Source organism: Apilactobacillus apinorum (assembly GCF_001281175.1).
In the GTDB taxonomy this organism is placed as follows: Bacteria; Bacillota; Bacilli; order Lactobacillales; family Lactobacillaceae; genus Apilactobacillus; species Apilactobacillus apinorum.
Genome location: NZ_KQ440396.1, coordinates 307,363 through 331,184 on the forward strand (window position 1 = coordinate 307,363; position 23,822 = coordinate 331,184).

The window sequence follows — 23,822 nt, forward strand, 5'->3', positions numbered from 1 at the left end:
TTAATTTGCTATTATATAGCTAAAATAAGGAGATGCATATTATGGGATTAAATATTCAACGTAATAACGATTTAAATGCAATGTTTGATAAGTTTGCTAAACTTGATACAAACGATAAAAATCGCGATAAATTTCTTAAAAGAAAAGATAAAAAGACATCTGACAAGAAAAAAGATAAATAAACGTAAAGCAGGCTTCACAATATAAATTGTGAAGCCTCTTTTTATTTCTTCTTATTTAGGCGGTTAATGTTAAATTCAGCAATTTCTTCGAATTCAATCTTATTCCATTCTGCTATTTGTGATAAATACCAGAGAACATCTCCCATTTCTTTCACAAGTTGTTCTCGATCTAAATTATCACCATGAAATGTGTACTTTTTAACTAAATCAACAACTTGACCAGTTTCACTAGATAAACCTAGTGCACAGTTTGTTAAAACTTGTTCATTACCGTGTAAAGTCTTATTAGCAGCTTTTTGATATTCGTTAAATTCCACTTATTTTACCCCCGTTTTACTTTCAATCCAATTCCAAACTTCTTCTTTACCGTACTTACTCAAAGCAGAGAATAATTGAATTTCGTCTCCCTCTGCTAGATCAACAGTCTTGTTTAAAACACTAATTTCTTTATTCCATTTGCTCTTTGGAGTCTTATCCATTTTAGTTGCTAATAATAATGTTGGAATTTCATAGTATTTCAAGAATTCATACATTTGAATGTCATCTTGACTAGGTTCACGACGACCGTCAATTAATAAAACAACCCCTTTTAGTTGTTTTCTTGTGGTTAAGTAGGTTTCAATCATTTGTCCCCACTTAGCACGTTGTGCCTTAGAAATCTTGGCATAACCATATCCTGGGATATCAACAAAGAATAATTTTTCATCAATATTATAAAAATTAAGAGTTTGTGTTTTTCCTGGTTTGTTAGATGTTCTTGCATATCCATTACGATTAATTAAAACATTGGTAAGTGATGACTTCCCAACATTAGATCTTCCAACTAAAGCAATTTCAGGATATCCATTAGCTGGATATTGCTTTGGCTCAACCGCACTGATATCAATATTAACATTGTGTACGTCCATTTAATTCACTCGTTTCTTTTTTGTATACATTAATTTTAACATAAAACAGGACTATTTAATAAAGACAATCCCATTAAATTATGGTTATTTTTCAATGTTAATAATAAAAGACCTTACAGAAATTAATCTGCAAGGTCCGCTATTATTTAGGCTTTTTTAATGATGTTTGGTTCACCATTTTTTTGAACGGCATCCTTAGTAATAACAACTTTTTCCACATCGTCTTCACTTGGAATTTCGTACATTACGTCTCTCATAGTGTCTTCCATGATTGATCTTAATCCACGAGCTCCAGTTTTTCTTTCGATAGCTGTATGTGCCATTTCCTTCAATGCGTCTTCATCAAATTCTAAATCAACGCCATCAATTGACATCAACTTAACATATTGCTTAACCAATGCATTTTTAGGTTCTGTAAGAATTCTAACTAAATCATCTTCTGATAATTTGTTTAGAGCTGTTAAAATTGGTAATCTACCGATAAATTCTGGAATTAAACCAAATTGAAGTAAATCACTTGGAATAACATGTTGCATAATATTATCTTCGTTCACTTTTGCAGCTTCACTAGAATCAGTGCCAAAACCAATTGTTTTATCGCCTAGTCTGTGCTTAACGATATCTTGAATACCATCAAAAGCACCACCTACGATGAATAAAATATTCTTGGTATCAATTTGAATCATTTCTTGTTGAGGATGTTTTCTACCACCATTAGGTGGAACACTAGCAACTGTACCTTCTAAGATTTTTAGAAGTGCTTGTTGAACACCTTCACCTGAAACATCTCTTGTAATAGAAACATTTTCGGATTTCTTAGCAATCTTATCAATTTCATCAACATAAATGATTCCTTTTTCAGCTCTTTCAACATCAAAATCAGCATTTTGTAACAGCTTTAATAAGATGTTTTCGACGTCTTCTCCGACATATCCAGCTTCAGTTAATGTAGTTGCATCAGCGATTGCAAAAGGTACATTTAAAATTCTTGCCAATGATTGTGCTAAATAAGTTTTACCAGAACCCGTAGGTCCAATAATTGAAATATTACTTTTTTGTAGTTCAGTATCGTCATCACTATCTAAATTATTTACACGTTTGTAGTGATTATATACTGCCACCGCTAATGTCTTCTTAGCTTCATCTTGACCAATAACATAATCATTTAACTTAGCCACAATTTCTTTTGGACTAAGTGATTTGAAAGTAGTATCGGCATTTTCTTGAGCTAATTCTTCATCAACAATATCTTTACATAAATCAATACATTCATTACAAATGTACACGTCTGGTCCCGCGACGATTTTCTTTACTTGATCTTGTGATTTTCCACAAAATGAACAAGTAATGGGGCCTTTTCCTTCACTATCTTCAAACAAATGCTTCACCCCTAATAATTACTATATTATATAAAATAATACCATATTATAGCTGCTCTTAAAATTATAAAGTCTTTAAAACAAAAAGGTCCAATTAACATTTTGTTAATTGGACCTTCTATATTAACAATAAAATTTAATTATTTGTTAATTTTTGACTTTGGTTCTTGTTTAGCATTGTCAGTGATTAACTTAACAGCATTTTGAATTGAAATATCATGTTTCAACATGTCTTCAGTTAATGCACCACGAACAGCTTCTTCCTTCATACCGTATTGAGCAGCTAAGTCCTTAACTTGTTGGTCAATTTCTTCGTTTGAAGGTTCGATGTTAGCATCCTTAACGATTGCTTCTAATACAAGGTTAGTCTTAACACGTTCTTCAGCACCGTTAGCAAATTGTTTCTTCAAATCATCTGGGTTAGTTCCAGTTAATTGGAAGTACATTTCTGCATTAATACCTTGTTGTTGCATACTTGCAAGGTATTGGTCCATTTGACGTTGGATATCTTCATCAATCATAGCTTGAGGAATATCCTTAACAGTAGCGTTAGCAACAGCACCCTTAATAGCTTCGTCTTCTACTTGAGTGTCGCCTTCAGCCTTCTTTTGTTCTTTTAGTTGTTCTTTGATCTTGTTCTTTAGTTCTTCTAGACTATCAACGTCTTCATCAACGTCTTTAGCAAATTCATCGTCTAGTTCAGGCATTTGTTTTTCCTTAACTTCGTGAATCTTAGTCTTGAAGATAGCTTCTTTAGCAGCTAACTCTTTAGCTTGGTAATCTTCTGGGAATGTTACCTTAACATCAACATCTTCACCAGCTTTGTGACCAACTAATTGATCTTCGAAACCAGGAATGAATGAACCTGAACCTAGTTCTAGTGAGTAGTTAGTAGCTTGACCACCATCAAATTGTTTGTCATCAACGTAACCATCAAAATCGATAACAACAGTGTCACCGTTTGCAGCAGCCTTGTCTTCTTTAAGAACTAGTTCTGCTTGGTTTTTACGCATGTCTTCAATTTTAGCGTCTACATCTTTTTGGTATACACGAGTGTTTGGTTTTTCAACTACGATTCCTTTGTATTCACCTAATTCAACATCAGGTTTAACTGAAACTTTAGCTTTTAAAACCCATGGTTTGTCTTTTTCTAAGCTATCAACATCAACTTCTGGTTGAGCAACTGGTTCGATACCAGCTTCTTTAATAGCTTCACTGTAAGCTTCTGGTAATAAAATGTTTAAAGCATCTTGGTATAGAGCTTCTTCACCATACATTTCATTAAAGATTTGACGTGAAACTTTTCCTTTACGGAAACCAGGAACAGTGATGTTGTTCTTGTTTTTGTTAAAGGCTTTGTCTAGACCTTCTTTTACTTTATCAACACTAATTTCAAATGTTAATTCTCCGTCGTTAGTGCCTTTTTTTTCCCATTTAGCTGACATTATTTTCCCTCCGAAATGAAAATATAATTTTTACAATTTTTCTTCTAATTGCGCACCTCTATATTTTAACGTAATGAAGGTTAAAAGTAAATAATTAAAGGTTTATCCGTAATTTTATGTACAAAAAAAGATTCAGATTAGATCTGAATCTTTTTTAATCAAATATTAGTCTTCGATGTCTGAAACAACACCGGCACCAACAGTGTGTCCACCTTCACGAACAGTGAACTTAGTTCCTTGTTCGATGGCAACTGGTTTAGTTAGTTCAACGTTAAATTCAACGTTATCACCAGGCATAACCATTTCAACACCTGCTTCTAGTTCGATAACACCAGTAACATCGGTAGTATGGAAGTAGAATTGTGGGCGGTAGTTTGAGAAGAATGGAGTATGACGTCCACCTTCTTCTTTACTTAGAGCATATACTTGAGCCTTGAACTTAGTGTGAGTCTTGATTGAACCTGGAGCAGCAATAACTTGTCCACGAACAACTTGTTCACGGTTAACACCACGAAGTAACATACCAACGTTATCTCCGGCTTCACCTTCGTCAAGAGTCTTACGGAACATTTCTAGACCAGTAACAGTAGTCTTTAGAACGTCTTCAACAAGACCGATGATTTCAACTTCATCACCAACAGCAACTGCACCACGGTCGATACGACCAGAAGCAACAGTACCACGACCAGTGATAGTAAATACATCTTCAACAGGCATTAGTAATGGTTTTGAAGCATCACGTTCTGGAGTTGGGATGTATTCGTCAACAACATCCATAAGGTGTAGGATAACATCTTTTTGTTCTTGGTCATCTTGTAGAGCTTTTAGAGCTGAACCACGAACAACTGGAATATCGTCACCAGGGTAATCGTATTCTGAAAGTAATTCACGTACTTCCATTTCAACTAAGTCAACTAATTCGTCATCGTCAACTAAGTCAGTCTTGTTTAAGAATACAACGATGTATTCAACACCAACTTGGCGAGCTAGAAGAATGTGTTCACGAGTTTGTGGCATAGGACCATCAGTTGCGGCAACAACAAGGATGGCACCATCCATTTGAGCGGCACCAGTGATCATGTTCTTAACGTAATCAGCATGTCCTGGGGCATCAATATGAGCGTAATGACGCTTTTCAGTTGAGTATTCAACGTGAGCAGTGTTGATTGTAATACCACGTTCACGTTCTTCTGGAGCAGCATCGATTTGAGCGTAATCAGAAGCGTCTGCTAGACCCTTTTCTGAAAGCACTTTAGTGATAGCTGCAGTTAAAGTAGTCTTACCATGATCAATATGGCCAATAGTACCAATATTTACATGGGGTTTTGTTCTTTCATAATGTTCTTTTGCCATTTATGAAAACCTCCTATAAATTTCGAAAGATTTACATTAACAAAGCTAATGTATTCTTTATGATTTATTATACTACATCTTCTCAAAAAGACAAAATCACAATATCAGTCTCAAGAAGAATTCCTTTAATATTATAGCCACTGTCTTTTTATTTGTAAATACATTTAATGACTTTTTATTTTATTTAATTAAACTAAATTCTCGCTTAATAATTTCAATGTATTTTTGATAGTCATCTTCACCCGATAAATCATATTTTTCAGGTGTTAAATATGACTCTAACGACAGTCTATACCATCGTTTGTAATCAGATATTATTTCATCATTAAATGGATACATCAATATTGATTGATGTTGGAAATAGCTTCCCAATAACATCATCTTTTCAGGATCACTCATGTAATCTTCAATTAACTTATTATGGATGTATTTATACGATTCCATTTCATCTAAAGATTTGACATTAGATAATTCAACATTTCTTGTTGTTTTATCAATCCACAACATCTCAACACTATCTTCACAGCCGATTTTTCTTAACGTATCAATTACTTCTGATTTAATGATTGACTGTACAAATGGATCCATAAGAACAAACCTACTATACTTAACAAATTCTACATATGGTAAATGCTGTCCCGCTAAAAAGGCCTCTTTTTGCCAGTATAGAGTCTGTTTGCTACTAATATGATAATACTTTTGTGCTTGTTGTCTTACTGATTCAGCAGAATTCATTAGAATATCTTCTTCTGCTTTTTTAATTAAGTTCATTCCAGTATTAAAAAACGATTCTTCATTTTTTAAACTTACAACTATTTCTCTAGATTTAATAAACTCATCATTTTTAATAAGTACTTTTAGCATTAAAGAAAAATCTTTTTCATTTTTAATAAATGCATTGGGAAACTCAATCACTTCTTTTTTAGCCTCAATATACTGTTTCAATTGAAAAAGAGATTGAACTAATAAAACTTCAATCTCTTCGTTTGGTTTAATTTCCAAGTAATCTTTGGCTTGATTAGCTGCTAATTGATATTTTCCATCACTAATATTTTTAGTGATTTCGCTTATCAATTGTGAATTATCTTCATTCATCAAATCACTCCGAATTTATACCGATTTATTTTTGTGGACGTTTCTTTTTATGGTGTTGATTTACTTCCATAATAACTGGAAGAATTACTGGTCTTCTCTTAGTCTTATCGAATAAGAAATGACTGATTTTTTCTCTAACTGATTGTTTCAAATGACTCCAATCAAATTCCTTATTATCAAGATTCAATTGAATTGTGTTAGAAACAATTTCAGCTGCTTCATTCATTAAATCTTTATTGGATTTAACATAAATAAATCCTCTTGAAGTAATTTTCGGACGAGAGATAATAATTTTTTTCTTTCTATCAATAGTAACAACTACGATAAAAATACCATCTTCAGATAAAACTTTTCTATCGCGAAGAACAATATTACCAATGTCACCAACACCGATACCATCAATCATTGTGTTCCCTGCTTCAACAGCAGTTCCATGGTGGAACTTACTTCCGTCATATTCAAGAACTTCACCCTTGCTAACAATTAAAATATTGTCATCAGAAATTCCCATGTTCATAGCAGCCTTTCTGCTTTCATTCATCATCATGTATTCTCCACTAACAGGAATGAAGTATTCAGGCTTTAATAAACTAATTAGCATTTGTACGTTTTCAGCACTAGCATGATCTGACATATTTAATTCGTTAGAGATAACTTTAACAGTTCCGTCTGCTTGATATACCATGTCATCAGTTTTTGCCATAGCATTATCCATTGCTGGTGATGGTGAAGTAGCAACTAAGACAACATCACCAGGTTCAATGTTAATGTCCTTTTCTTGTTGAGCAGCCATTCTTTGAATTACCTTGATTGGTTCACTGATAGGATTACTTTCTAGAACAACAATTTCATCACTTTCAAGATTATCCAAATCTTTTACATCTTCAATTAGTAAGTCTTCAGCAGCTGTTACATATCCTAAGTCCATTGCAATTTTAATCTTTGGATCTAAACTATGACCAACATATACTTTTCTTTCAGAATTCATTGCAGAATCAAAAATTTGTTGAATACGTAATAAATTGGCAGAGTTTGCAGCGACAATTACACGGCCCTTACTATCTTTAAATGTATTTAAAATAGATTGTTCAACTTGAATTTCGTTAGCCATTGGGAAAGGATTATCAGCATTTTGTGAATCTGATAATAAGGCAATTACTTTTTTGCTACCTACCTTAGCAATTGAACTGTAGTCGGTCGCAAAACCATTTCTTAATGCTGGGTCGAATTTAAAATCTCCAGTGTATACAATTTGACCTTCTTCAACAGATAAAGCAATTCCCATTGAATCGGGTACTGAGTGACTAGTTTTAAAGAAGTTAACTGTCACATCATCAAAGATAATTTCGCTTTTTTCATTAATGACATTGAAGTTATTAAACTTTTTAGATTTTTCATTATTTTTAACTTCATATTTAGCCATTTCCACAGTAAGCTTTGAACCAAATACAGGAACGTTAAATTCGCTTACAAAATATGGTAAAGCTCCAATAGAATCCATATCACTATTTGATAGAAATACACCAATGATTTTATCTTTATTTTCTTTTAAGTAAGAAAAATCAGGAATAACAACGTCAATTCCTAACATATCATTTTCTGGGTATTTTAAACCACAATCTAAAACATAAATGCCGTCATTAATTTCAACAGCATACAAATTCTTACCACTTTCCCTTACTCCTCCTAAGGGAATGATTTTTACACTATTTTTCATGATTCACCTCATATTATATTTATGTACTTTTTATTATGAAATAGTTTAATTTCAATACGATCAAAATAACTAACTACAGTGTATCATACTTTTAAATTTATTTATAACTCTTAAATGTTTATGTATAAAAAAATGGGGCTGCTCATAAGCAGTCCCATTAGATATTAACGACGTAGACCTAAACTCTTGATTAAATCACGGTAACGTTGAACATCAGTGTTACGTAAGTATCTTAGTAAGTTACGACGGTGACCGATTTTCTTTAACAAACCACGTTGTGAATGAAAATCCTTCTTGTGTTCTTTCATGTGACCATTAATTTCATTAATGTCAGCAGTTAGTACAGCAATTTGTACTTCAGCAGAACCAGTATCACCATCATGTCTAGCATACTTCTTGATGATGTCGTTCTTTTCAGCTTGTGTTAGAGCCATTATGTTTCCCACCTTTCAAAATTGAATATACCAAATACTGAGTAAAGCGTCGATGAGAATAACGACAAAACTAAGTATAGGTACTGTAGTATCTAAACTACTTTATTAATAGTACTCTGATTGCTTTTAAATATCAAGACAATCATATAATTATTCACCAAACTTTGGATTTATATAATTCTATTGCTTTTTTAAGTTGTATTTTGTATAATTAAAGGCGTTGAAATTTAAGGATTTTAAATAAAATTCGACTTTTTTGGAGGTGAATTTCATGCCTGTTATTAAATCTGCTATCGAACGTGTAAAAACTAATGAAAAAGCAAACAAACGTAACGCTTCTCAACTAAGCAAGATGAGAACTGCTGTTAAGAAGTTTGAAAAAGCTGATGTAAATGCTGACAACCGTGAAGAATTATTCAACAACGCTGTTAGCGCATTAGACCATGCTAAGTCAAAAGGCTTAATCAAAGCAAATACTGCTGCACGTAACAAATCACGTCTAGCTAAATTAAACAAATAAAAAACTCAGTTCATACTGAGCTTTTTTTATTCAAAAGGACATCCCTGTTGTGGGATGTCCTTTTTTTGTTTAATTAATTTGATTATCAACAAATTTAAGCGTAAACATTTGGAATAATAATTCCGGAGATTCTTGAGTAGACTTCAATTTAGTTTCTAAATCAACTAAACCTAAATATGCATCACTTAAAGATTTAAAACTATACTTTCTTATGTTCTGCATCGCTAGTTTTGCACGATAAGGATGAACTCCTAACTTGGTAGCTATATTTCCTTGACTATACCCCTTATTAGCTAATCCCATAACTTGAATCAACAAGCTAAACTGTGAAACTAAAGCTCCATTTATCTGTAGTGGTTCTTGATCTTCCAGCAACAAATTACGATACAAATCAATAGCTTCTTTTGAATTTTTTTTCATCACTAAGTTAATTAAATCAAAAACATTTTGATCCAACGATTTAGCAACTAAGCTATTAATTGCATCAATAGTAATCACCTTATCATTTTGACAATATAGTAGCAGCTTAGGAATTTCATTCATCGCTTTAGATAAATCTCCTGAAACTCTTTCAATAAATGATTGTAGGGTTGCATTTTCTATTTTATATCCCGCATTTTGAATAAAATTACTTACATATGTTGTGACTGCTTTTTCATCTATCTGACTAAAATCAATAAACTCAGCTGTTTTCTTTAACTCTTTTGTTATTTTCTTTCTAGCGTCCAATTTATTATATGGAGCAATTATCACCATAACAGTACTGTCAACAGGATGGCTAACATACTCTAAAAAGCTTTCTAAATCATGATCAACAGAATTTTTGGTATTATCTCCCGTTAGAAAATATGGATTAGTTATGAAAACAAGTCTTTTTTCACCAAAGAAAGGAAAAGATGCAGCATCTTCTACAGCCACAGCAACATTTTGACTTTCCATATCGTAACTAGCGAAGTTCATTGTCTTTTCTTCATCAGGAATAATTTTATAAAACTCTTTTTTTAATTGTTCAATTAAATATTCTTCTTGACCTAATATTAGGTATATCGGTTTAAGTTTATTATTTTTGATATCTTGTTTTACTTCGTTAACATTCATTGTACTTCTCCTTGCAACTCAGTTATCCAACGGTTGCCTAATAATCCATATCTATATGATATCATACCCTGATTTTGTGTGTTTAAGTAACCAATATGATTTAATTTTAATCTATTAAGAGTTTCCACATTTGGATGGTGATATCGATTGTTTCTTCCCGCTGAAATAATTGCCATTTGTGGATGAATTGATTTTAGAAATTCGTTAGAACTAGAATTTTTACTACCATGATGACCTAATTTTAAATAGTCTGCCTTTATGTTCTTATACTTATTTAAAATATCTAACTCCCCTGTTGAAGGTAAGTCTCCCATAAATAGCCATTTTTTGTTATTTATGGTTGCCCCTAATACGATTGAATCATCATTGGAACCTAATCCTGGTTTAAACGGATGATATATATTAAATGGAAAATTATTAATATTTTTTTCTGCCAAAACCAATTGCATTTTTGTATTAGCCATATCCTTCTTGATTCTATCCATCAATTGTTTATTATTTTGCATTCCAGATCCAATGATTAATCTTTTTACATATAGTTCCGATAAGAAAGCACCAGCATCTCCTGTATGATCAAAATCTTGATGTGTAAAAACAAGATTGTCGATATGACTAATTCCAATGCTTTTTAAATAATTAATAGACGTTCTTGGCGCTTGATAATGAATAGTATTTTTATCATTAAAATTTATTTTTCCGCCAGTATCAATGACTGTTATTGATGTATTGTATGGTGTTCGAACTAAAATACTATCTCCTTGTCCAACATCAAAAAAAGATACCTCTCCTTGTATTGGATAATGAATCCATAAAAATGATCCAACGTATAATAATATTAATAATAAAGTCTTTTTACTCTTGTGGTTATCTAACACTAGTAAAGTTATAAAAAAAACACATGCTGTCACAAATATATTAGGCTTACCAAATACAATTTCTCCTGGTAAATTACCTACTAAGTTTAATCCGTTATCAAATAGTGTTAAACCAGAAGATACGACTTGTGAAATCGTTTCGGTAATTGGATATGTTACTATCGCAATCAATATTGCTGGCATTACAATTATTGAAAAAATTGGAATCACTAAATAATTTGCAAACATAGTTAACAGATGCCATTCATATAGTTTATAAATTACAAATGGCAAACTGACCAAATTCATCATAATAGTTTGCTTTATAGTACTCATCCCACTGGTATATATCAATGCAAATGCAAGTACATAACTCAACTGACTGCCAAACTGAGTAAGCATCATAGGTTGAAGAAATAAATTAACCATCAAAGTAATACTATAAGTATCTAAAGAAGTAATACTTCTTTTAAACAAAGCAAAAATCATTCCAATTTCCACAGATAAAATCGATCTTAATAATCCAACGGAAGAACCAGCAATAATAAAATAAGTTGGTAAAAATAGACAAGTAATTATCAGCCTAGTTTCTTTTGTAAGCTTTAACCTTTTTAATATTAATGATATTAACGAAACAATATAAAAAACATGAAGGCCTGAAATACTGAATAAATGGATTAATCCTAGCGTCTTTACTCCGATTAACTCATCATTAAAGGATGAATCCATTGACCCTAAAAACAAGCTTTTGGTGTATACGTCTAGCGGACTAGGTAATTTATCAGAAAAATCCATCATTTTCTTTCTGATATAGTGCAACCAATCTATAATTTTATTATCATGGGACCTTTTAAAGGTTTTGATTTTATCTATAGAAAGCTTATTCATAACCCCTAAACTTTTATAATAATCACTCGAATCAAACTGATTAAAATTACGTGGCCCATCAATTTGAGTAATTTGTCCATCAACAGTTATTTCACAAGCAGAAGATTTTTTTAATAATCTTTTATCTTTTCCAAAAGCTAAATACTTTTTACCTCCTTTTAATGATTCAAATATTCCATAATAACCTTGGTCTGTTTTTTTAATTTCATCAGGGTATATCATCAAAGTCGTACTAATGGATTTAGGTTGTTCTACAAAATTATTTTTTAATGACAAACTTGTATAAAAGCATATAAAAACAAAAATAACCACTATTAAAGTGGTTATTTTACTTACGGTGATGCTTTTTAACTTTAGAATTCTTATTATGCCCATCATTACAGATGGAAAAATATATAAATTATCTATTTATTTTGGTAAATAAGAGCCAAATTCAATTTGTTTGATAGTTTCTTCATCCAAGGTAACTTGGTTCAATTCAACATTATTTTGTTTAATTAATGAAACTGCATATTCATCATTATGGTAGTTTCTAAGGTAATTAATCTTAGTAATACCTGCTTGAAGTAAAACCTTTGTACATGGCAAACATGGAAAATCAGTTACATAAATTTCCGCTCCATCTGTAGATTCTCCAAACTTTGCACACTGAGATATAGCATTCATTTCAGCATGGATTGTTCTTAAACAATGTCCATCCCTCATATAGCAACCTACATCTATACAGTGCTCATCTCCAGCAACGGAACCGTTATATCCACCAGCTATGATTCTCTTATCTCTTACAATTGTGGCACCTACAGATAGACGATTACAAGTTCCTCTGGTAGACAAAAGGACTGCTTGTAACATGAAATATTGATCCCATGGAATTCTATGCTTTGTCATGATTAGATTCTCTCCCTTGTTAATCTATTGTTATATAGTATAACAAAAATTAGATTGTTAAAGAATCTTTTAATCTTTCAAAAGTTTTTTCACCAAATCCACTAATTTGTTTTATTTCATCAATTGAATGAAAACCATTGTGTTGATTACGATAATCGATGATTTTTTGGGCCATTTTCTCTCCAACTCTATCTAATTTTTGAAGTTCATCAGAATCGGCTTTATTTATATTAACTTTTTCTACATCATCCGTTTGATTAGCTTTAGGTCCTTGCCCTACTTTATAAACAACAATCATATCTTGATCTGCTAACTGTTTGGCAAGATTAACCGCAGTTTGGTCTGCATCTTTTTTGAATCCACCAGCGTTTCTAATTAGGTCAGTCACCCTACTACCAGCTTTCATCTTGTAAACGCCAGGATTATTGACTTCTCCTTTAACGTCAATATAAATTTGCTTATTACTGTTTGTAGATTCAATATCACTACTATCTACATTTGTATTATCAATAGTAGATATGTCGTTTTGTACAATATTCCTATCATTTTGCTTACTTAAAGCAACTACTAAAAATAGTCCCATACTGAAACAACCTAGTAACAATCCTATTAATATCTTATATAAATGTTCATCAATTATTTCTTTTAAATGCGTTGAATATTCTATTATCTTATTCACCTTTTCCTCCCTCCATATTTTTATGTACGAAAAAAGGATGTAAATATTTTACATCCCTTTTATCTTAGCTAATTTATTTAGTGCGTCCTTAAATGATGTTACGGGAATAACTTTCATGTTAGGAGCATATTTACGAGCAGTTTTAACTGCCATTTGATAATTTGTCATATGTTGATCTTCATACTTCAAGACATCTTTAGTTGGCTTTACATAAGGTGCTAAAAAGTATTTTGCCCCTGCATCTCTAGCAGCAATTATCTTCTTATCAATCCCACCAATTTCGCCAACATTTCCTTGGTCATCAATAGTACCTGTACCGGCAATATTTTGGGACTTTCTTATGTTCTTACCAGTCAATTGTTGATAAATTTGTAAGGTAAACATTAATCCAGCAGATGGTCCACCAACGGCACCAGGGTTAACATTTATTGGTAATGACATTGAAACTTGGTTATCATCTTGTAAAATAATTCCGATACCTGCTTTATCAGTTCCGGCTAATTTATAAAGCTTCTTAGTGATTTGAATTTCTTTTCCATTTCTATAAACGGTTAAAGTCATCTTATCGCCAATTTTTTTAGTTTGAACATACTTTCTGAACTCAGCTGAGTTTTTAAACTCGTGATGATTTAACGAAACAATTAAATCACCTACATTAACGTGCTTATAAAAATTTGACTTCGAATCGACATCTAGAACATAAATCCCACGATAGGAAAGAGAAACAGATTTATGTGCTGCTTTAAAAGCATTATAAACGGCGCTATTTATAGCACTTTCCATATAAACAGTTTGAAGGTTAAGGTAACTTTGCTGATCTTGATTACCAGTAACGTCACCGATACTTTCAATTTCTTCATGCGGATTGAATTTAGCTAATAAATATGTAACAACAGAGGCCTGGGATTCACTAACGGTGGTAAACATAAATTTACCTTTATATTTATCATTATGATTTGGAATAGAAACCACATGTTTTAAATCGGGTGCCGTTCCAGGACCTTCAATATAATTCGGTAGTATTGGTAAATTAACTAGTATAGCTAGACCAATTAGTGCCACTATTACGGAAAATATTTTAAGCTTTTTGTGTTTTTTAAACATTTATTTCATCTTCTTTTTTAAGAATTTTGAAACATTAGACGGAACAAACTCAGATATATCTCCATTAAAATGGGCTATTTCTTTGATTAAACTGGATGAAACAGATTGATACTTTGGCTTAGTGATCAGAAATACTGACTCAATTGATTTATCTAAATTATGATTCATAGTAGCAATTGCACTTTCGTTATTGAAATCAGATGAATTTCTCAATCCTCGGACAATTACTGTTGCATTCATTTTTTTAGCTAAGTCTACGGTCAATCCTTCTGCCATAGTAACAGTTACATTATCTATATCTTTAACGTTTTCTTCAATTAAATTAATTCTTTCTTCAAAAGAAAAAATACCATTTTTGCTGGTGTTCTTTGCAACAGTCACAACAAGTTCATCAAACATTTGACTCGCTCTTTTAATTAAATCTAAATGTCCGTAGGTAATCGGATCAAAGCTCCCCGGAAAAATTGCTTTTGTCACTAGTATCACCCCTTGATCTTATATATAGAAATAATTGTTATTCCATATTTCTTTTGTTTAATTAAACTATATCCATCTACATCATCTTGAAGATTAACATTATCGTCAGTCTCACAAATCACAATTCCATCTTCTTGTAGAAGACTACTGTTTTTAATGTATTCTAATTGTTCCACCATTTTTTGATCCTTGTATGGAGGATCTAAGAATATAAAATCAAATTTAGCATTGTCATTAGAAAATTTTTCTAGCGCTAAATCAGAATCCATTTTGTATACTTGAAAGCTATCCTTTTCTTTAGTCATTTCAACATTTTCTTTAATTGTTTTAATTGCTAAATATTGATGATCAACTAACGTAGCTTTATCGATTCCTCTGGATACCGCCTCAATTGCAACTGAACCTGATCCAGCATACAAATCTAAAAAGGTCCCACCATTAAAAAATGGTCCAATCATGTTAAATAGAGATTCTTTTACTTTATCGGTTGTTGGTCTAGTTTTACTACCGGGAACCGGTTTTAAACTACGGCTACCAAATTTTCCAGATACCACTCTCATCATAAATACTCCTTAGTAATCTTCGTCATCATCAACTTCATCGAAGTCATTAGATACAGCAAGTTCATTTGCTATTTGTTCGTATGGAGTTTCTTCTACTTTTTTGACGATTCTTAATGAACTGATCTTTTCTTTTACCCATTCGTAATTGTCAGCATTCACATACATAACAACGTAGTGCATCTTTTGAGATACATAATATATCAATCCATATTTTTTTAATTGTCGAACTTGTTTTGTTGAATATACATAAACAATTAGGCTTTTTCTATCTTCAATTGCTTCTGACAAAACATTACCTCCGTGTAATTACTTTAATTTATGTTTTCTTTGAATTTTTTGTTTTGCACTAATAACTAATAACATTCCGATACAAAGGGCAAGAGTTAACATACTTGAACCACCATAACTAATAAATGGGAAAGTAACCCCTGTAATTGGTAATAGACCAATTACTCCACCAATATTGAAGTATGATTGAACGAGCAAGTAAGTTCCCACTCCATATGATACTAACGCATCATATGTATTATTTGCTCTAATTCCCATTTGGAAAGCTTTCACGATAATGATAAATAATAAAAATAAAATCAACAATACTCCCACTAAACCTAATTCTTCGGAAATAACTGACATAATAAAATCCGTGTTGGGTTCAGGCAAATAACCTGTCTTTTGAATACTGTTACCTAATCCAACACCAAAAATCCCACCATTACTTAGTGCGTAATACGAATTAACAAGTTGATGTCCGATTCCTTGTTCATACTTAAATGGGTTACCATAAGCTAATATACGTTGAATTTGATAATTGGATGATCCATTTCTAAAAATAAACAATGCTGTTTTTAAAACAATCCAACCACCAAGAATCATGCTGGAAGAAATTAATGTAGCACCCTTCCAGTTCATTCCTGATGCAAAAATAATCACCACGAAAATTAATGCATTAATGATAGTTCCTCCCAAATCTGGTTGGATTAATATCATACAAAGCATAAAGAAAACAAATCCACTTTGGACTAATACCGGTTTTCTTATTTTATGAATTAAATCATTTTCATGATTAGCTAAAATATTCGACATCACTAAAATTATATAAATTTTTGCAGTTTCAGCAGGTTGAATATGTAATGGTCCAAGCGGAATCCATCCAGCAGCACCATTAACTGAATGACCAAAAAATTTTAACCAAATTAGCCCCCCAGCCATTGCGATACAAAATAAACCTAAAAACGCACCTTTTCGTACGAAAAGATTTTGACCACATAAACATATTAGTACGATGATCAAACTAATTACAACAAACATACTTTGTCTAATTAGATATCCAGTTGGTGTTCCCCCTATTTGAGTAGCAATATTAGAACTTGCAGAATACACCATTATAATTCCAATTACAGACAACATAATATAAGGAATAAAAATGTAATAGTCCATTGCATCTATATTGGATTTTAAAATTTTTAAGTGTTTATTTAAATTTATGTTTTTAAAAAAATTTATAACGATTTGAAAAGCAGCCTTAAGCATAAGTACATCTCCATATTACCCATTTGAATATTACTAATATTATAGCATACCTGTTTGTGAGCTTATCATAATTTCAATGCACAAAAAAAGGATGAACATTAATGTTCATCCTTTTAAGCGTATTAGCTGTTATGACGTCTACGCTTAGCTTGTTTTTCACGTTCGTTAGTGTTTAGAATTTCTTTTCTTAAACGAATGTTTTCAGGTGTAACTTCACAAAGTTCATCTTCATTTAAGAATTCTAGAGATTCTTCAAGAGTTAAGTGTTGTGGTTCCTTAATCTTAGCAGTTTCATCCTTAGCAGAAGCACGAACGTTAGTCATTTGCTTACCTTTAGTGATGTTAACTGAGATATCGTTGTCACGACTGTTCTTACCAACAATCATACCTTCGTAAACTTCAGTACCTGGATCTACGAAGATAGTACCACGATCTTCAATACCCATAGTAGCGTAAGTGGTTGTCTTACCTTCGTTAATTGAAACTAAGGCACCATTTCTTCTACCTGGGTTCCAGTTCTTGATAACTGGTTGGTAACTATCAAAAGTATGGTTCATAATTCCGTAACCACGAGTGATTGAAAGGAATTCAGTTGAGTAACCAATCAAACCACGTGAAGGTGCAAGGAATGTCAAACGAGTTTGACCGTTTCCAACACTTTCCATGTTTTGCATGTTACCTTTTCTTTCTGATAATGTTTGAATGATAGTACCAGAGTATTCATCTGGAGTATCGATTTGAACTGATTCAAATGGTTCACATTGTTGTCCATCAATTTCTCTAATGATAACTTGTGGACGTGATACTTGTAATTCGTATCCTTCACGTCTTAAGTTTTCAATTAAGATTGATAAATGAAGTTCACCACGACCAGATACAGTCCATGAACCTGGTTGGTCAGTTTCGTCAACACGTAGAGAAACATCAGTGTGTAATTCTCTTTCTAGACGGTCTTGTAATTGACGAGCAGTAACAAACTTACCTTCTTTACCAGCAAATGGTGAAGTGTTTGTACCGAATGTCATTTGTAGAGTTGGTTCGTCAATTCTTAGAATTGGAAGTGCTTCTTGAGCTGAAGGATCAACTACAGATTCCCCAACGTTGATTTCTTCCATACCAGAAATGGCAATTAAGTCACCGGCTTTGGCTTCTTCGATATCCAACTTCTTAAGACCAAAGAATCCCATAAGCTTAGTAACACGGAAGTTTTGTGTAGAACCATCAAGTTTCATAACTGTAACGTTGTCACCAACCTTGATTGTACCTCTAAAGATACGACCAATACCGATACGACCAACGAAATCATCATAATCAAGCATAGCAACTTGGAATTGTAGTGGTTCGTCTGAGTTGTCTTCTGGAGCTGGGATAGCTTTAACAATTGTGTCAAAGATTGGCTTCATAGTGTGTTCTTGAGTTGATAGGTCTTCGTCGTAACTTGAAGTACCGTTCATAGCAGAAGTGTAAATAACTGGGAAGTCTAGTTGATCATCATCAGCACCTAATTCAATAAATAGATCTAATACTTCATCAACAACTTCGCTAGGACGTGAACCTGGACGGTCAACCTTGTTAATAACAACAACAGGTGTCAAATGTTGGTCTAGGGCTTTTTTCAAAACAAAACGAGTTTGTGGCATAGTACCTTCAAAAGCGTCAACAACCAAAAGAACACCGTCAACCATTCTCATAATACGTTCAACTTCTCCACCGAAGTCAGCATGTCCTGGTGTATCCAAGATGTTAATTTGTTTATCTTGGTATCTAACAGCAGTATTCTTTGAAAGGATTGTGATACCACGTTCCTTTTCAATATCATTAGTATCCATGGCACGATCTTCAATTTGAACGTGTTCATCTAAAGTATCTGATTGCTTTAGTAATTCGTTAACCAAAGTTGTCTTACCGTGGTCAACGTGGGCAATAATAGCAATATTTCTAATATCGTCTCTTGTCTTCATTATGAGTTTCCTTCCCTTCGAAGCATAAATATTTGTTTCTATAATACTTAGCAACTCGGACCGAGTTTATTACGTTAAATAATTAAATTTGCATAAAAAAACTGTGACAATAGTCACAGTCGGAACTTAACCAAATGTTAGAAAAGTTCTTTTGTGCAATCTTCGTCGCTACCAATACAGTTACTGATGATACCACACAAAAAGTAACTACGTCAATATTAGCAACCTTAATGCAATGCTTAATTATTAACGTTTGTTTACTATTCTAATTTGATTAATATTTATACATTATAAAAAACTAATTTAATCCATTTTTATATTAGTTCTTTTAACAGATTGAGCTGCCTTATAAGTTTTAAAAAGGCTATATCCGGAAATACTTTGAAAATCACGATCAATTTGTTTTTGCTCCATCTTAGATGGATTAATACTTTGAAATTGAATATAAAGGTCGATAATTTTTTGAGCATTAGAACCATTTGGATTTTCATATGCTTCCTCAACTGAATTATATAATTGCATCATAATCATTAATTCTTCTTTACTCCAATCTTCAAAAATTGGATATGAGTAATTATTCATTTTGTTCTCTACTACCTTCTACTATTAAATTAATTATGTCGATAACTTCTTGTTTAGATTCTAAATAGATGTGATTTTCTTTATCAGAAAGAACCATTTCTACAGTGGATACCATCCCTGTATGGTTTAACATCACCGGTTCACTAACGGCAGTAACCTCATCATGAAAATTAACGACGTGGCCTACACTTGCTAGGCATGGCTTTTCCATAAATATTGCATCCAAAATCATCAAAATCGCCTTCATCTGAACAACTTCATCAAAATGATTTTGACTTAGAATTTCTTCTGCCTTGGCAAATATTTCTGTACTAAATAAATTATTTGGATTTGCTAAATACGAAAGAATTGGCGATTGTCCAATGTACGCTCTACTCCAGGTAATTAAGTTAGTTGATTGATTTCCCACAACGCTGACATTAATATCTGACAAACTAATATTAAAATATCTTCTTAATAGATGTTTCAATAAAAGTGTTTTTCCTAGTAATCCTGTTGAAATAACAGTATTTGGATCTTTACCAGAAAACTTAGTGGCAAAATAGTTAAGAATTTCATCATAGTAACCATTAATTAGAATTTTACCGCTAAAACCACCTTTGATAGCTAGGTTTAGTGAGGTTCTGAACTGATCTAAATATGGAGAAAGAAAATTAACAATGTCTTCTTTGTCATCTAAATCATCTTCCGGAAATGGATATAAATACATAAATCCATCAAAATCATGGTAATCAGCATTATCATCATCTATTGAAACGTCAAAATTTTCGCACAATAAACGAGATTCTATATTAGTTATAAAATCATCCATATTATGATTAAGAATCGTTAATTGGACTGGATAGTCTATAAAAAGCATGCATTCAACTAACGCTTTTATTCTATCTTGATCTCCATCAACTACTAAATTAGTATTCATAATCTGCCTCCGAAATAATAAGTACTGTAATTATACCATGAGTCAAAAAAGTCATCCTTATTATCTTCCGTTTAATAAATTGGTTTTGATATATTATGTTATAATAGATTAATAAATAACTGGGAGGTCATTCACGTGATATTAATGAAAGACATCGTTCGTGATGGTAATAAAGTACTTAGAAAACAAGCCGATAAGGTTGAGTTTCCGCTTAGCGATGAAGATAAAAAATTAGCTGAAGACATGATGGAATACTTAGAAGTAAGTCAAGATCCTGTTCTTTGTGAAAAATATAAACTAAGAGCTGGTGTTGGTCTTGCCGCACCACAAGTTGGTGTTTCAAAAATGATGGCATCTGTTCTTGTTCCTAACGACTTTGAAGGTGACGGAGAACCAATCTTTAAAGATGTTATTATTAATCCTGTTATTTTATCTAGTTCTGTTCAAAGATGTGCTATCACTGAAGGTGAAGGCTGTTTGTCAGTTGATGAAGATGTCCCTGGATTTATTCATCGTGCAGCAAGAATTACATTAAAATACCAAGATGTTAATGGTGAAGAACATACAATTCGTTTGAAAAACTACCCTGCAATTGTTTGCCAACACGAAATCGATCATTTACATGGTACTTTATTCTATGATCATGTTGATAAAGAAAATCCATTCTCAAAAGTTGATAACGACTTATTCATTGAATAATAAAAAAGCACGGACAATATGTCTGTGCTTTTTAATTTACATCTTTTAATTTTTCCATATCCAAAACATATTCGTAAGTAGCCAGGTTTAATAAATATGCTAAATCAATATGAATATAATTGTCACGAATATAATAATCAGTCATAACAATTTTATGATTCCATCTCCCCGACTTATTTATTAAATCGATTTCATCAGTAATTGTCCGAACTAATTGATTGTCTGATTCAATCACATATTCAAAAACATAAATATTTCTTTCCCATATTTCAGATAAATCGTTAATTTTAAAAATTTTGATTTTAGATTTTTTTCCTGCGGATTCCATTAAGTCATTTAACACTGATATTGTTTCACTTTTACCCGCATCTTTAGGTTTTGTTATAAAAAAATAATGTATCACGTTATAACCAACAACGGCGATGATAAATCCAAATAATATTTCCAGAAATAACTCCATCATATTTACCTCCCCTACCCTTTATTTCTTTTAATTCTATCATTTATGTTCCATTATTGGTTACTATACTTATCAATATTAATATGATAAAATTAAAACAATTAGTTGTGTACCACACAATCGCACGGTTAAAAAACATAGAAGGAGATTGTATTTTTTATGATATTTAAAGTTTTATACCAAGAAGATAACAAAGCAAATCCTAAGAGAGAGTTCACTAAAGCACTATATGTGGAATGTGATACAGAAGTTGAAGCAAGAGAACTTGTTGACCAAAACACTGATCACAACATCGAATTTATCGAACCTCTAGAAGGAAACCACTTGGCTTACGAACAAAAGAGCCCAGATTTTAAAATTACGGAGTTTAAATAATTATGAACAAACTAAACGTCAAAAATAACGAAACTGCTATTTATGGCGTTGGTGGACTTGGTGAAATTGGAAAAAACACTTATGGTGTTCAATTTCAAGATGAAATCATTCTAATAGATGCTGGAATTAAGTTCCCAGAAGATGATTTGTTAGGGGTAGATTACGTTATCCCTGATTACCAATATCTAGTAAAAAACAAGGACAAAATCAAAGCTTTAGTAATTACCCACGGACATGAAGATCATATCGGTGGTGTTCCTTACTTAATTCGCGATTTAAATGTTCCTATTTACGCTGGTCCATTGGCGTCAGCACTTATCAAAAATAAATTGGAAGAACATGGATTATTAAGAAGTACTGAAATTCACGAAATTAATCCAAAAACAGTTCTAAAATTTAACAAAACAAAGGTATCATTCTTCAGAACTACCCACTCAATTCCAGATACTTTAGGAATTGCAGTGCATACCCCTTCTGGAGTCATCGTCGAAACTGGTGATTACAAGTTTGACTTAACACCAGTAACGAGACAGCCGCCTGATTTACAAGAAATGGCTAGATTAGGTCAAGAAGGTGTCCTTTGTTTAATGTCTGACAGTACTAATGCTGAAAGACCTGTCTGGACTAAATCAGAAAGTTGGATTAGTTCAGCTGTTGAACATATCTTCGATGAAGAAACTGGTAGAATCATTTTTGCCACTTTCGCATCTAATATTTCTAGAATCAAAACCGCCTGTGATGCTGCTATTAAGCATGACAGAAAAATTGCAGTGTTTGGTAGAAGTATGGAAGCTGCCATTGTCAATGGACAAGAATTAGGATACTTAAACGTTCCTGAAGGTACCTTCGTTGATGCTTCTGAACTACAATCACTACCAGCTGAAAAAACATTGATTCTATGTACTGGTTCTCAAGGTGAAACTATGGCTGCACTATCTAGAATAGCTAACGGTACTCACAGACAAATTGCTATTCAACCAAATGATACTGTTGTTTTCTCAAGTAACCCTATTCCAGGTAACACCGTTAGTGTTAATCGTGTTATCAATGAATTAGAAGAAGCTGGTGCTAAAGTAATTCATGGTAAAATCAATAAGATTCATACATCTGGACATGGTGGTCAAGAAGAACAAAAACTAATGCTTAGTTTAATGAAACCTAAGTATTTCATGCCTATTCACGGTGAATTTAGGATGCTTAAGATTCACACCGAGTTAGCAGAACAATGTGGTGTGCCAATGGAAAACAGCTTCATCATGAAGAATGGTGATGTTTTGGCTCTTACCAAAGACTCTGCAAGAATTGCTGGTCACTTCGCTGCTGGAGATGTTTACATTGATGGTAACGGAATTGGTGACATTGGTAACGTTGTTCTTAGAGATCGTCAGTTACTATCTGAAGAGGGTTTAGTTGTTGTTGTTGCAACAATAAATCTAAAAGATCAAGAAATTCAATCAGGTCCTGACCTACTATCCCGAGGTTTTGTTTACATGAGAGAGTCAGGTCAATTACTAGATGAAGGTAGAAGATTAGTTTTCAGAACAATTAGAAGAGCTATGCGTAACAAAAACGCTAACGAATCTAGCATTAGAAATGCTATAATCGATGACTTACAAGAATTCTTATACAATAAGACTGAAAGACACCCTCTAATTTTACCAATGTTAATTATGAACAAAAAATAATTTGCAATTGATAATTATTAAAAAAAC

Annotated in this window: 27 protein-coding genes; 6 read left to right on the forward strand and 21 right to left on the reverse strand. The window is 32.4% G+C overall.

Annotated elements, in window-relative coordinates; translation table 11 throughout:
- Positions 1-41: 41 nt before the first annotated feature.
- On the forward strand, positions 42-182 hold the full coding sequence (locus tag RZ74_RS06960; RefSeq protein ID WP_187291396.1) for an SPJ_0845 family protein: 141 nt from the start codon (positions 42-44) through the stop codon (positions 180-182).
- Positions 183-223: 41 nt separating this feature from the next.
- Here the strand turns inward: RZ74_RS06960 and RZ74_RS04230 are convergent, their stop codons facing one another.
- The 8 genes from RZ74_RS04230 to rpsO all read right to left on the reverse strand — a co-directional run bounded on the left by RZ74_RS04230 (position 224) and on the right by rpsO (position 8,513).
- The gene (locus RZ74_RS04230) at positions 224-499 is read right to left on the reverse strand and encodes a nucleoside triphosphate pyrophosphohydrolase family protein (protein ID WP_053950210.1); all 276 of its coding nucleotides are present in this window, start codon (positions 497-499) and stop codon (positions 224-226) included.
- Positions 500-1,090: a ribosome biogenesis GTP-binding protein YihA/YsxC gene (gene yihA, locus RZ74_RS04235; RefSeq protein ID WP_053950211.1), complete on the reverse strand. Its 591-nt coding sequence runs from the start codon at positions 1,088-1,090 to the stop codon at positions 500-502.
- A 146-nt stretch (positions 1,091-1,236) separates the two neighbouring features.
- Entirely contained in the window at positions 1,237-2,469 is a 1,233-nt protein-coding gene (clpX, locus tag RZ74_RS04240) for an ATP-dependent Clp protease ATP-binding subunit ClpX (RefSeq protein WP_053950212.1), read from the reverse strand.
- Positions 2,470-2,609: 140 nt separating this feature from the next.
- Entirely contained in the window at positions 2,610-3,914 is a 1,305-nt protein-coding gene (tig, locus tag RZ74_RS04245; protein WP_053950213.1) for a trigger factor, read from the reverse strand.
- A 165-nt stretch (positions 3,915-4,079) separates the two neighbouring features.
- Positions 4,080-5,267 (reverse strand): elongation factor Tu, encoded by a 1,188-nt coding sequence (tuf, locus tag RZ74_RS04250; protein WP_053950214.1) that lies wholly within the window; start codon positions 5,265-5,267, stop codon positions 4,080-4,082.
- Between the two features lie 180 nt (positions 5,268-5,447).
- Complete coding sequence (locus RZ74_RS04255; protein ID WP_053950215.1) at positions 5,448-6,362, reverse strand: hypothetical protein; 915 nt, start codon at positions 6,360-6,362, stop codon at positions 5,448-5,450.
- Positions 6,363-6,387: 25 nt separating this feature from the next.
- Entirely contained in the window at positions 6,388-8,079 is a 1,692-nt protein-coding gene (locus tag RZ74_RS04260) for a ribonuclease J (RefSeq protein WP_053950216.1), read from the reverse strand.
- A 164-nt stretch (positions 8,080-8,243) separates the two neighbouring features.
- Entirely contained in the window at positions 8,244-8,513 is a 270-nt protein-coding gene (gene rpsO, locus RZ74_RS04265; RefSeq protein ID WP_034531743.1) for a 30S ribosomal protein S15, read from the reverse strand.
- A gap of 271 nt (positions 8,514-8,784) precedes the next feature.
- Between rpsO and rpsT the strand changes: the two genes are divergently transcribed.
- Positions 8,785-9,033, forward strand: a complete 249-nt coding sequence (rpsT, locus tag RZ74_RS04270) for a 30S ribosomal protein S20 (protein WP_053950217.1) — start codon at positions 8,785-8,787, stop codon at positions 9,031-9,033.
- A 69-nt stretch (positions 9,034-9,102) separates the two neighbouring features.
- On the opposite strand, the gene holA is transcribed toward rpsT, so the two are convergent.
- The 10 genes from holA to typA all read right to left on the reverse strand — a co-directional run bounded on the left by holA (position 9,103) and on the right by typA (position 19,075).
- Entirely contained in the window at positions 9,103-10,131 is a 1,029-nt protein-coding gene (gene holA, locus RZ74_RS04275; RefSeq protein ID WP_053950218.1) for a DNA polymerase III subunit delta, read from the reverse strand.
- The gene (locus RZ74_RS04280) at positions 10,128-12,095 is read right to left on the reverse strand and encodes a DNA internalization-related competence protein ComEC/Rec2 (RefSeq protein WP_053950219.1); all 1,968 of its coding nucleotides are present in this window, start codon (positions 12,093-12,095) and stop codon (positions 10,128-10,130) included. Before RZ74_RS04280 ends, holA begins: the two co-directional genes overlap by 4 nt.
- 186 nt (positions 12,096-12,281) lie before the next feature.
- Complete coding sequence (locus tag RZ74_RS04285; protein ID WP_053950220.1) at positions 12,282-12,761, reverse strand: ComE operon protein 2; 480 nt, start codon at positions 12,759-12,761, stop codon at positions 12,282-12,284.
- Positions 12,762-12,810: 49 nt separating this feature from the next.
- Positions 12,811-13,440, reverse strand: a complete 630-nt coding sequence (locus RZ74_RS04290) for a ComEA family DNA-binding protein (protein ID WP_187291397.1) — start codon at positions 13,438-13,440, stop codon at positions 12,811-12,813.
- Positions 13,441-13,488: 48 nt separating this feature from the next.
- Complete coding sequence (locus RZ74_RS04295) at positions 13,489-14,544, reverse strand: SepM family pheromone-processing serine protease (RefSeq protein ID WP_053950222.1); 1,056 nt, start codon at positions 14,542-14,544, stop codon at positions 13,489-13,491.
- Positions 14,545-15,021, reverse strand: coding sequence for a pantetheine-phosphate adenylyltransferase (coaD, locus tag RZ74_RS04300; RefSeq protein ID WP_053950223.1), 477 nt, complete (start codon positions 15,019-15,021; stop codon positions 14,545-14,547).
- 5 nt (positions 15,022-15,026) lie between these two features.
- Positions 15,027-15,581, reverse strand: a complete 555-nt coding sequence (rsmD, locus tag RZ74_RS04305) for a 16S rRNA (guanine(966)-N(2))-methyltransferase RsmD (protein WP_053950224.1) — start codon at positions 15,579-15,581, stop codon at positions 15,027-15,029.
- Positions 15,582-15,593: 12 nt separating this feature from the next.
- Positions 15,594-15,872: a DUF2129 domain-containing protein gene (locus tag RZ74_RS04310; protein ID WP_053950225.1), complete on the reverse strand. Its 279-nt coding sequence runs from the start codon at positions 15,870-15,872 to the stop codon at positions 15,594-15,596.
- 18 nt (positions 15,873-15,890) lie between these two features.
- Positions 15,891-17,021: an FtsW/RodA/SpoVE family cell cycle protein gene (locus tag RZ74_RS04315; protein WP_083437201.1), complete on the reverse strand. Its 1,131-nt coding sequence runs from the start codon at positions 17,019-17,021 to the stop codon at positions 15,891-15,893.
- Positions 17,022-17,236: 215 nt separating this feature from the next.
- The gene (gene typA, locus RZ74_RS04320; RefSeq protein WP_053950227.1) at positions 17,237-19,075 is read right to left on the reverse strand and encodes a translational GTPase TypA; all 1,839 of its coding nucleotides are present in this window, start codon (positions 19,073-19,075) and stop codon (positions 17,237-17,239) included.
- Positions 19,076-19,209: 134 nt separating this feature from the next.
- Between typA and RZ74_RS07030 the strand changes: the two genes are divergently transcribed.
- Positions 19,210-19,344 (forward strand): hypothetical protein, encoded by a 135-nt coding sequence (locus RZ74_RS07030; RefSeq protein ID WP_263505212.1) that lies wholly within the window; start codon positions 19,210-19,212, stop codon positions 19,342-19,344.
- Between the two features lie 34 nt (positions 19,345-19,378).
- On the opposite strand, the gene RZ74_RS04325 is transcribed toward RZ74_RS07030, so the two are convergent.
- Positions 19,379-19,657, reverse strand: coding sequence for a UPF0223 family protein (locus RZ74_RS04325; RefSeq protein WP_053950228.1), 279 nt, complete (start codon positions 19,655-19,657; stop codon positions 19,379-19,381).
- Positions 19,650-20,576, reverse strand: a complete 927-nt coding sequence (locus RZ74_RS04330) for a Rossmann-fold NAD(P)-binding domain-containing protein (RefSeq protein WP_053950229.1) — start codon at positions 20,574-20,576, stop codon at positions 19,650-19,652. Before RZ74_RS04330 ends, RZ74_RS04325 begins: the two co-directional genes overlap by 8 nt.
- A gap of 135 nt (positions 20,577-20,711) precedes the next feature.
- Here RZ74_RS04330 and def point away from each other — a divergent pair, with 135 nt between their 5' ends.
- Positions 20,712-21,275, forward strand: a complete 564-nt coding sequence (def, locus tag RZ74_RS04335; protein WP_053950230.1) for a peptide deformylase — start codon at positions 20,712-20,714, stop codon at positions 21,273-21,275.
- A 31-nt stretch (positions 21,276-21,306) separates the two neighbouring features.
- Here def and RZ74_RS04340 read toward each other — a convergent pair whose 3' ends face one another.
- Complete coding sequence (locus tag RZ74_RS04340) at positions 21,307-21,738, reverse strand: hypothetical protein (RefSeq protein ID WP_148562077.1); 432 nt, start codon at positions 21,736-21,738, stop codon at positions 21,307-21,309.
- A gap of 156 nt (positions 21,739-21,894) precedes the next feature.
- Between RZ74_RS04340 and RZ74_RS04345 the strand changes: the two genes are divergently transcribed.
- Both RZ74_RS04345 and rnjA read left to right on the forward strand, forming a co-directional pair.
- Entirely contained in the window at positions 21,895-22,110 is a 216-nt protein-coding gene (locus RZ74_RS04345) for a DNA-directed RNA polymerase subunit epsilon (protein ID WP_053950232.1), read from the forward strand.
- A gap of 2 nt (positions 22,111-22,112) precedes the next feature.
- Positions 22,113-23,795, forward strand: a complete 1,683-nt coding sequence (rnjA, locus tag RZ74_RS04350) for a ribonuclease J1 (RefSeq protein WP_053950233.1) — start codon at positions 22,113-22,115, stop codon at positions 23,793-23,795.
- Positions 23,796-23,822 lie beyond the last annotated feature (27 nt).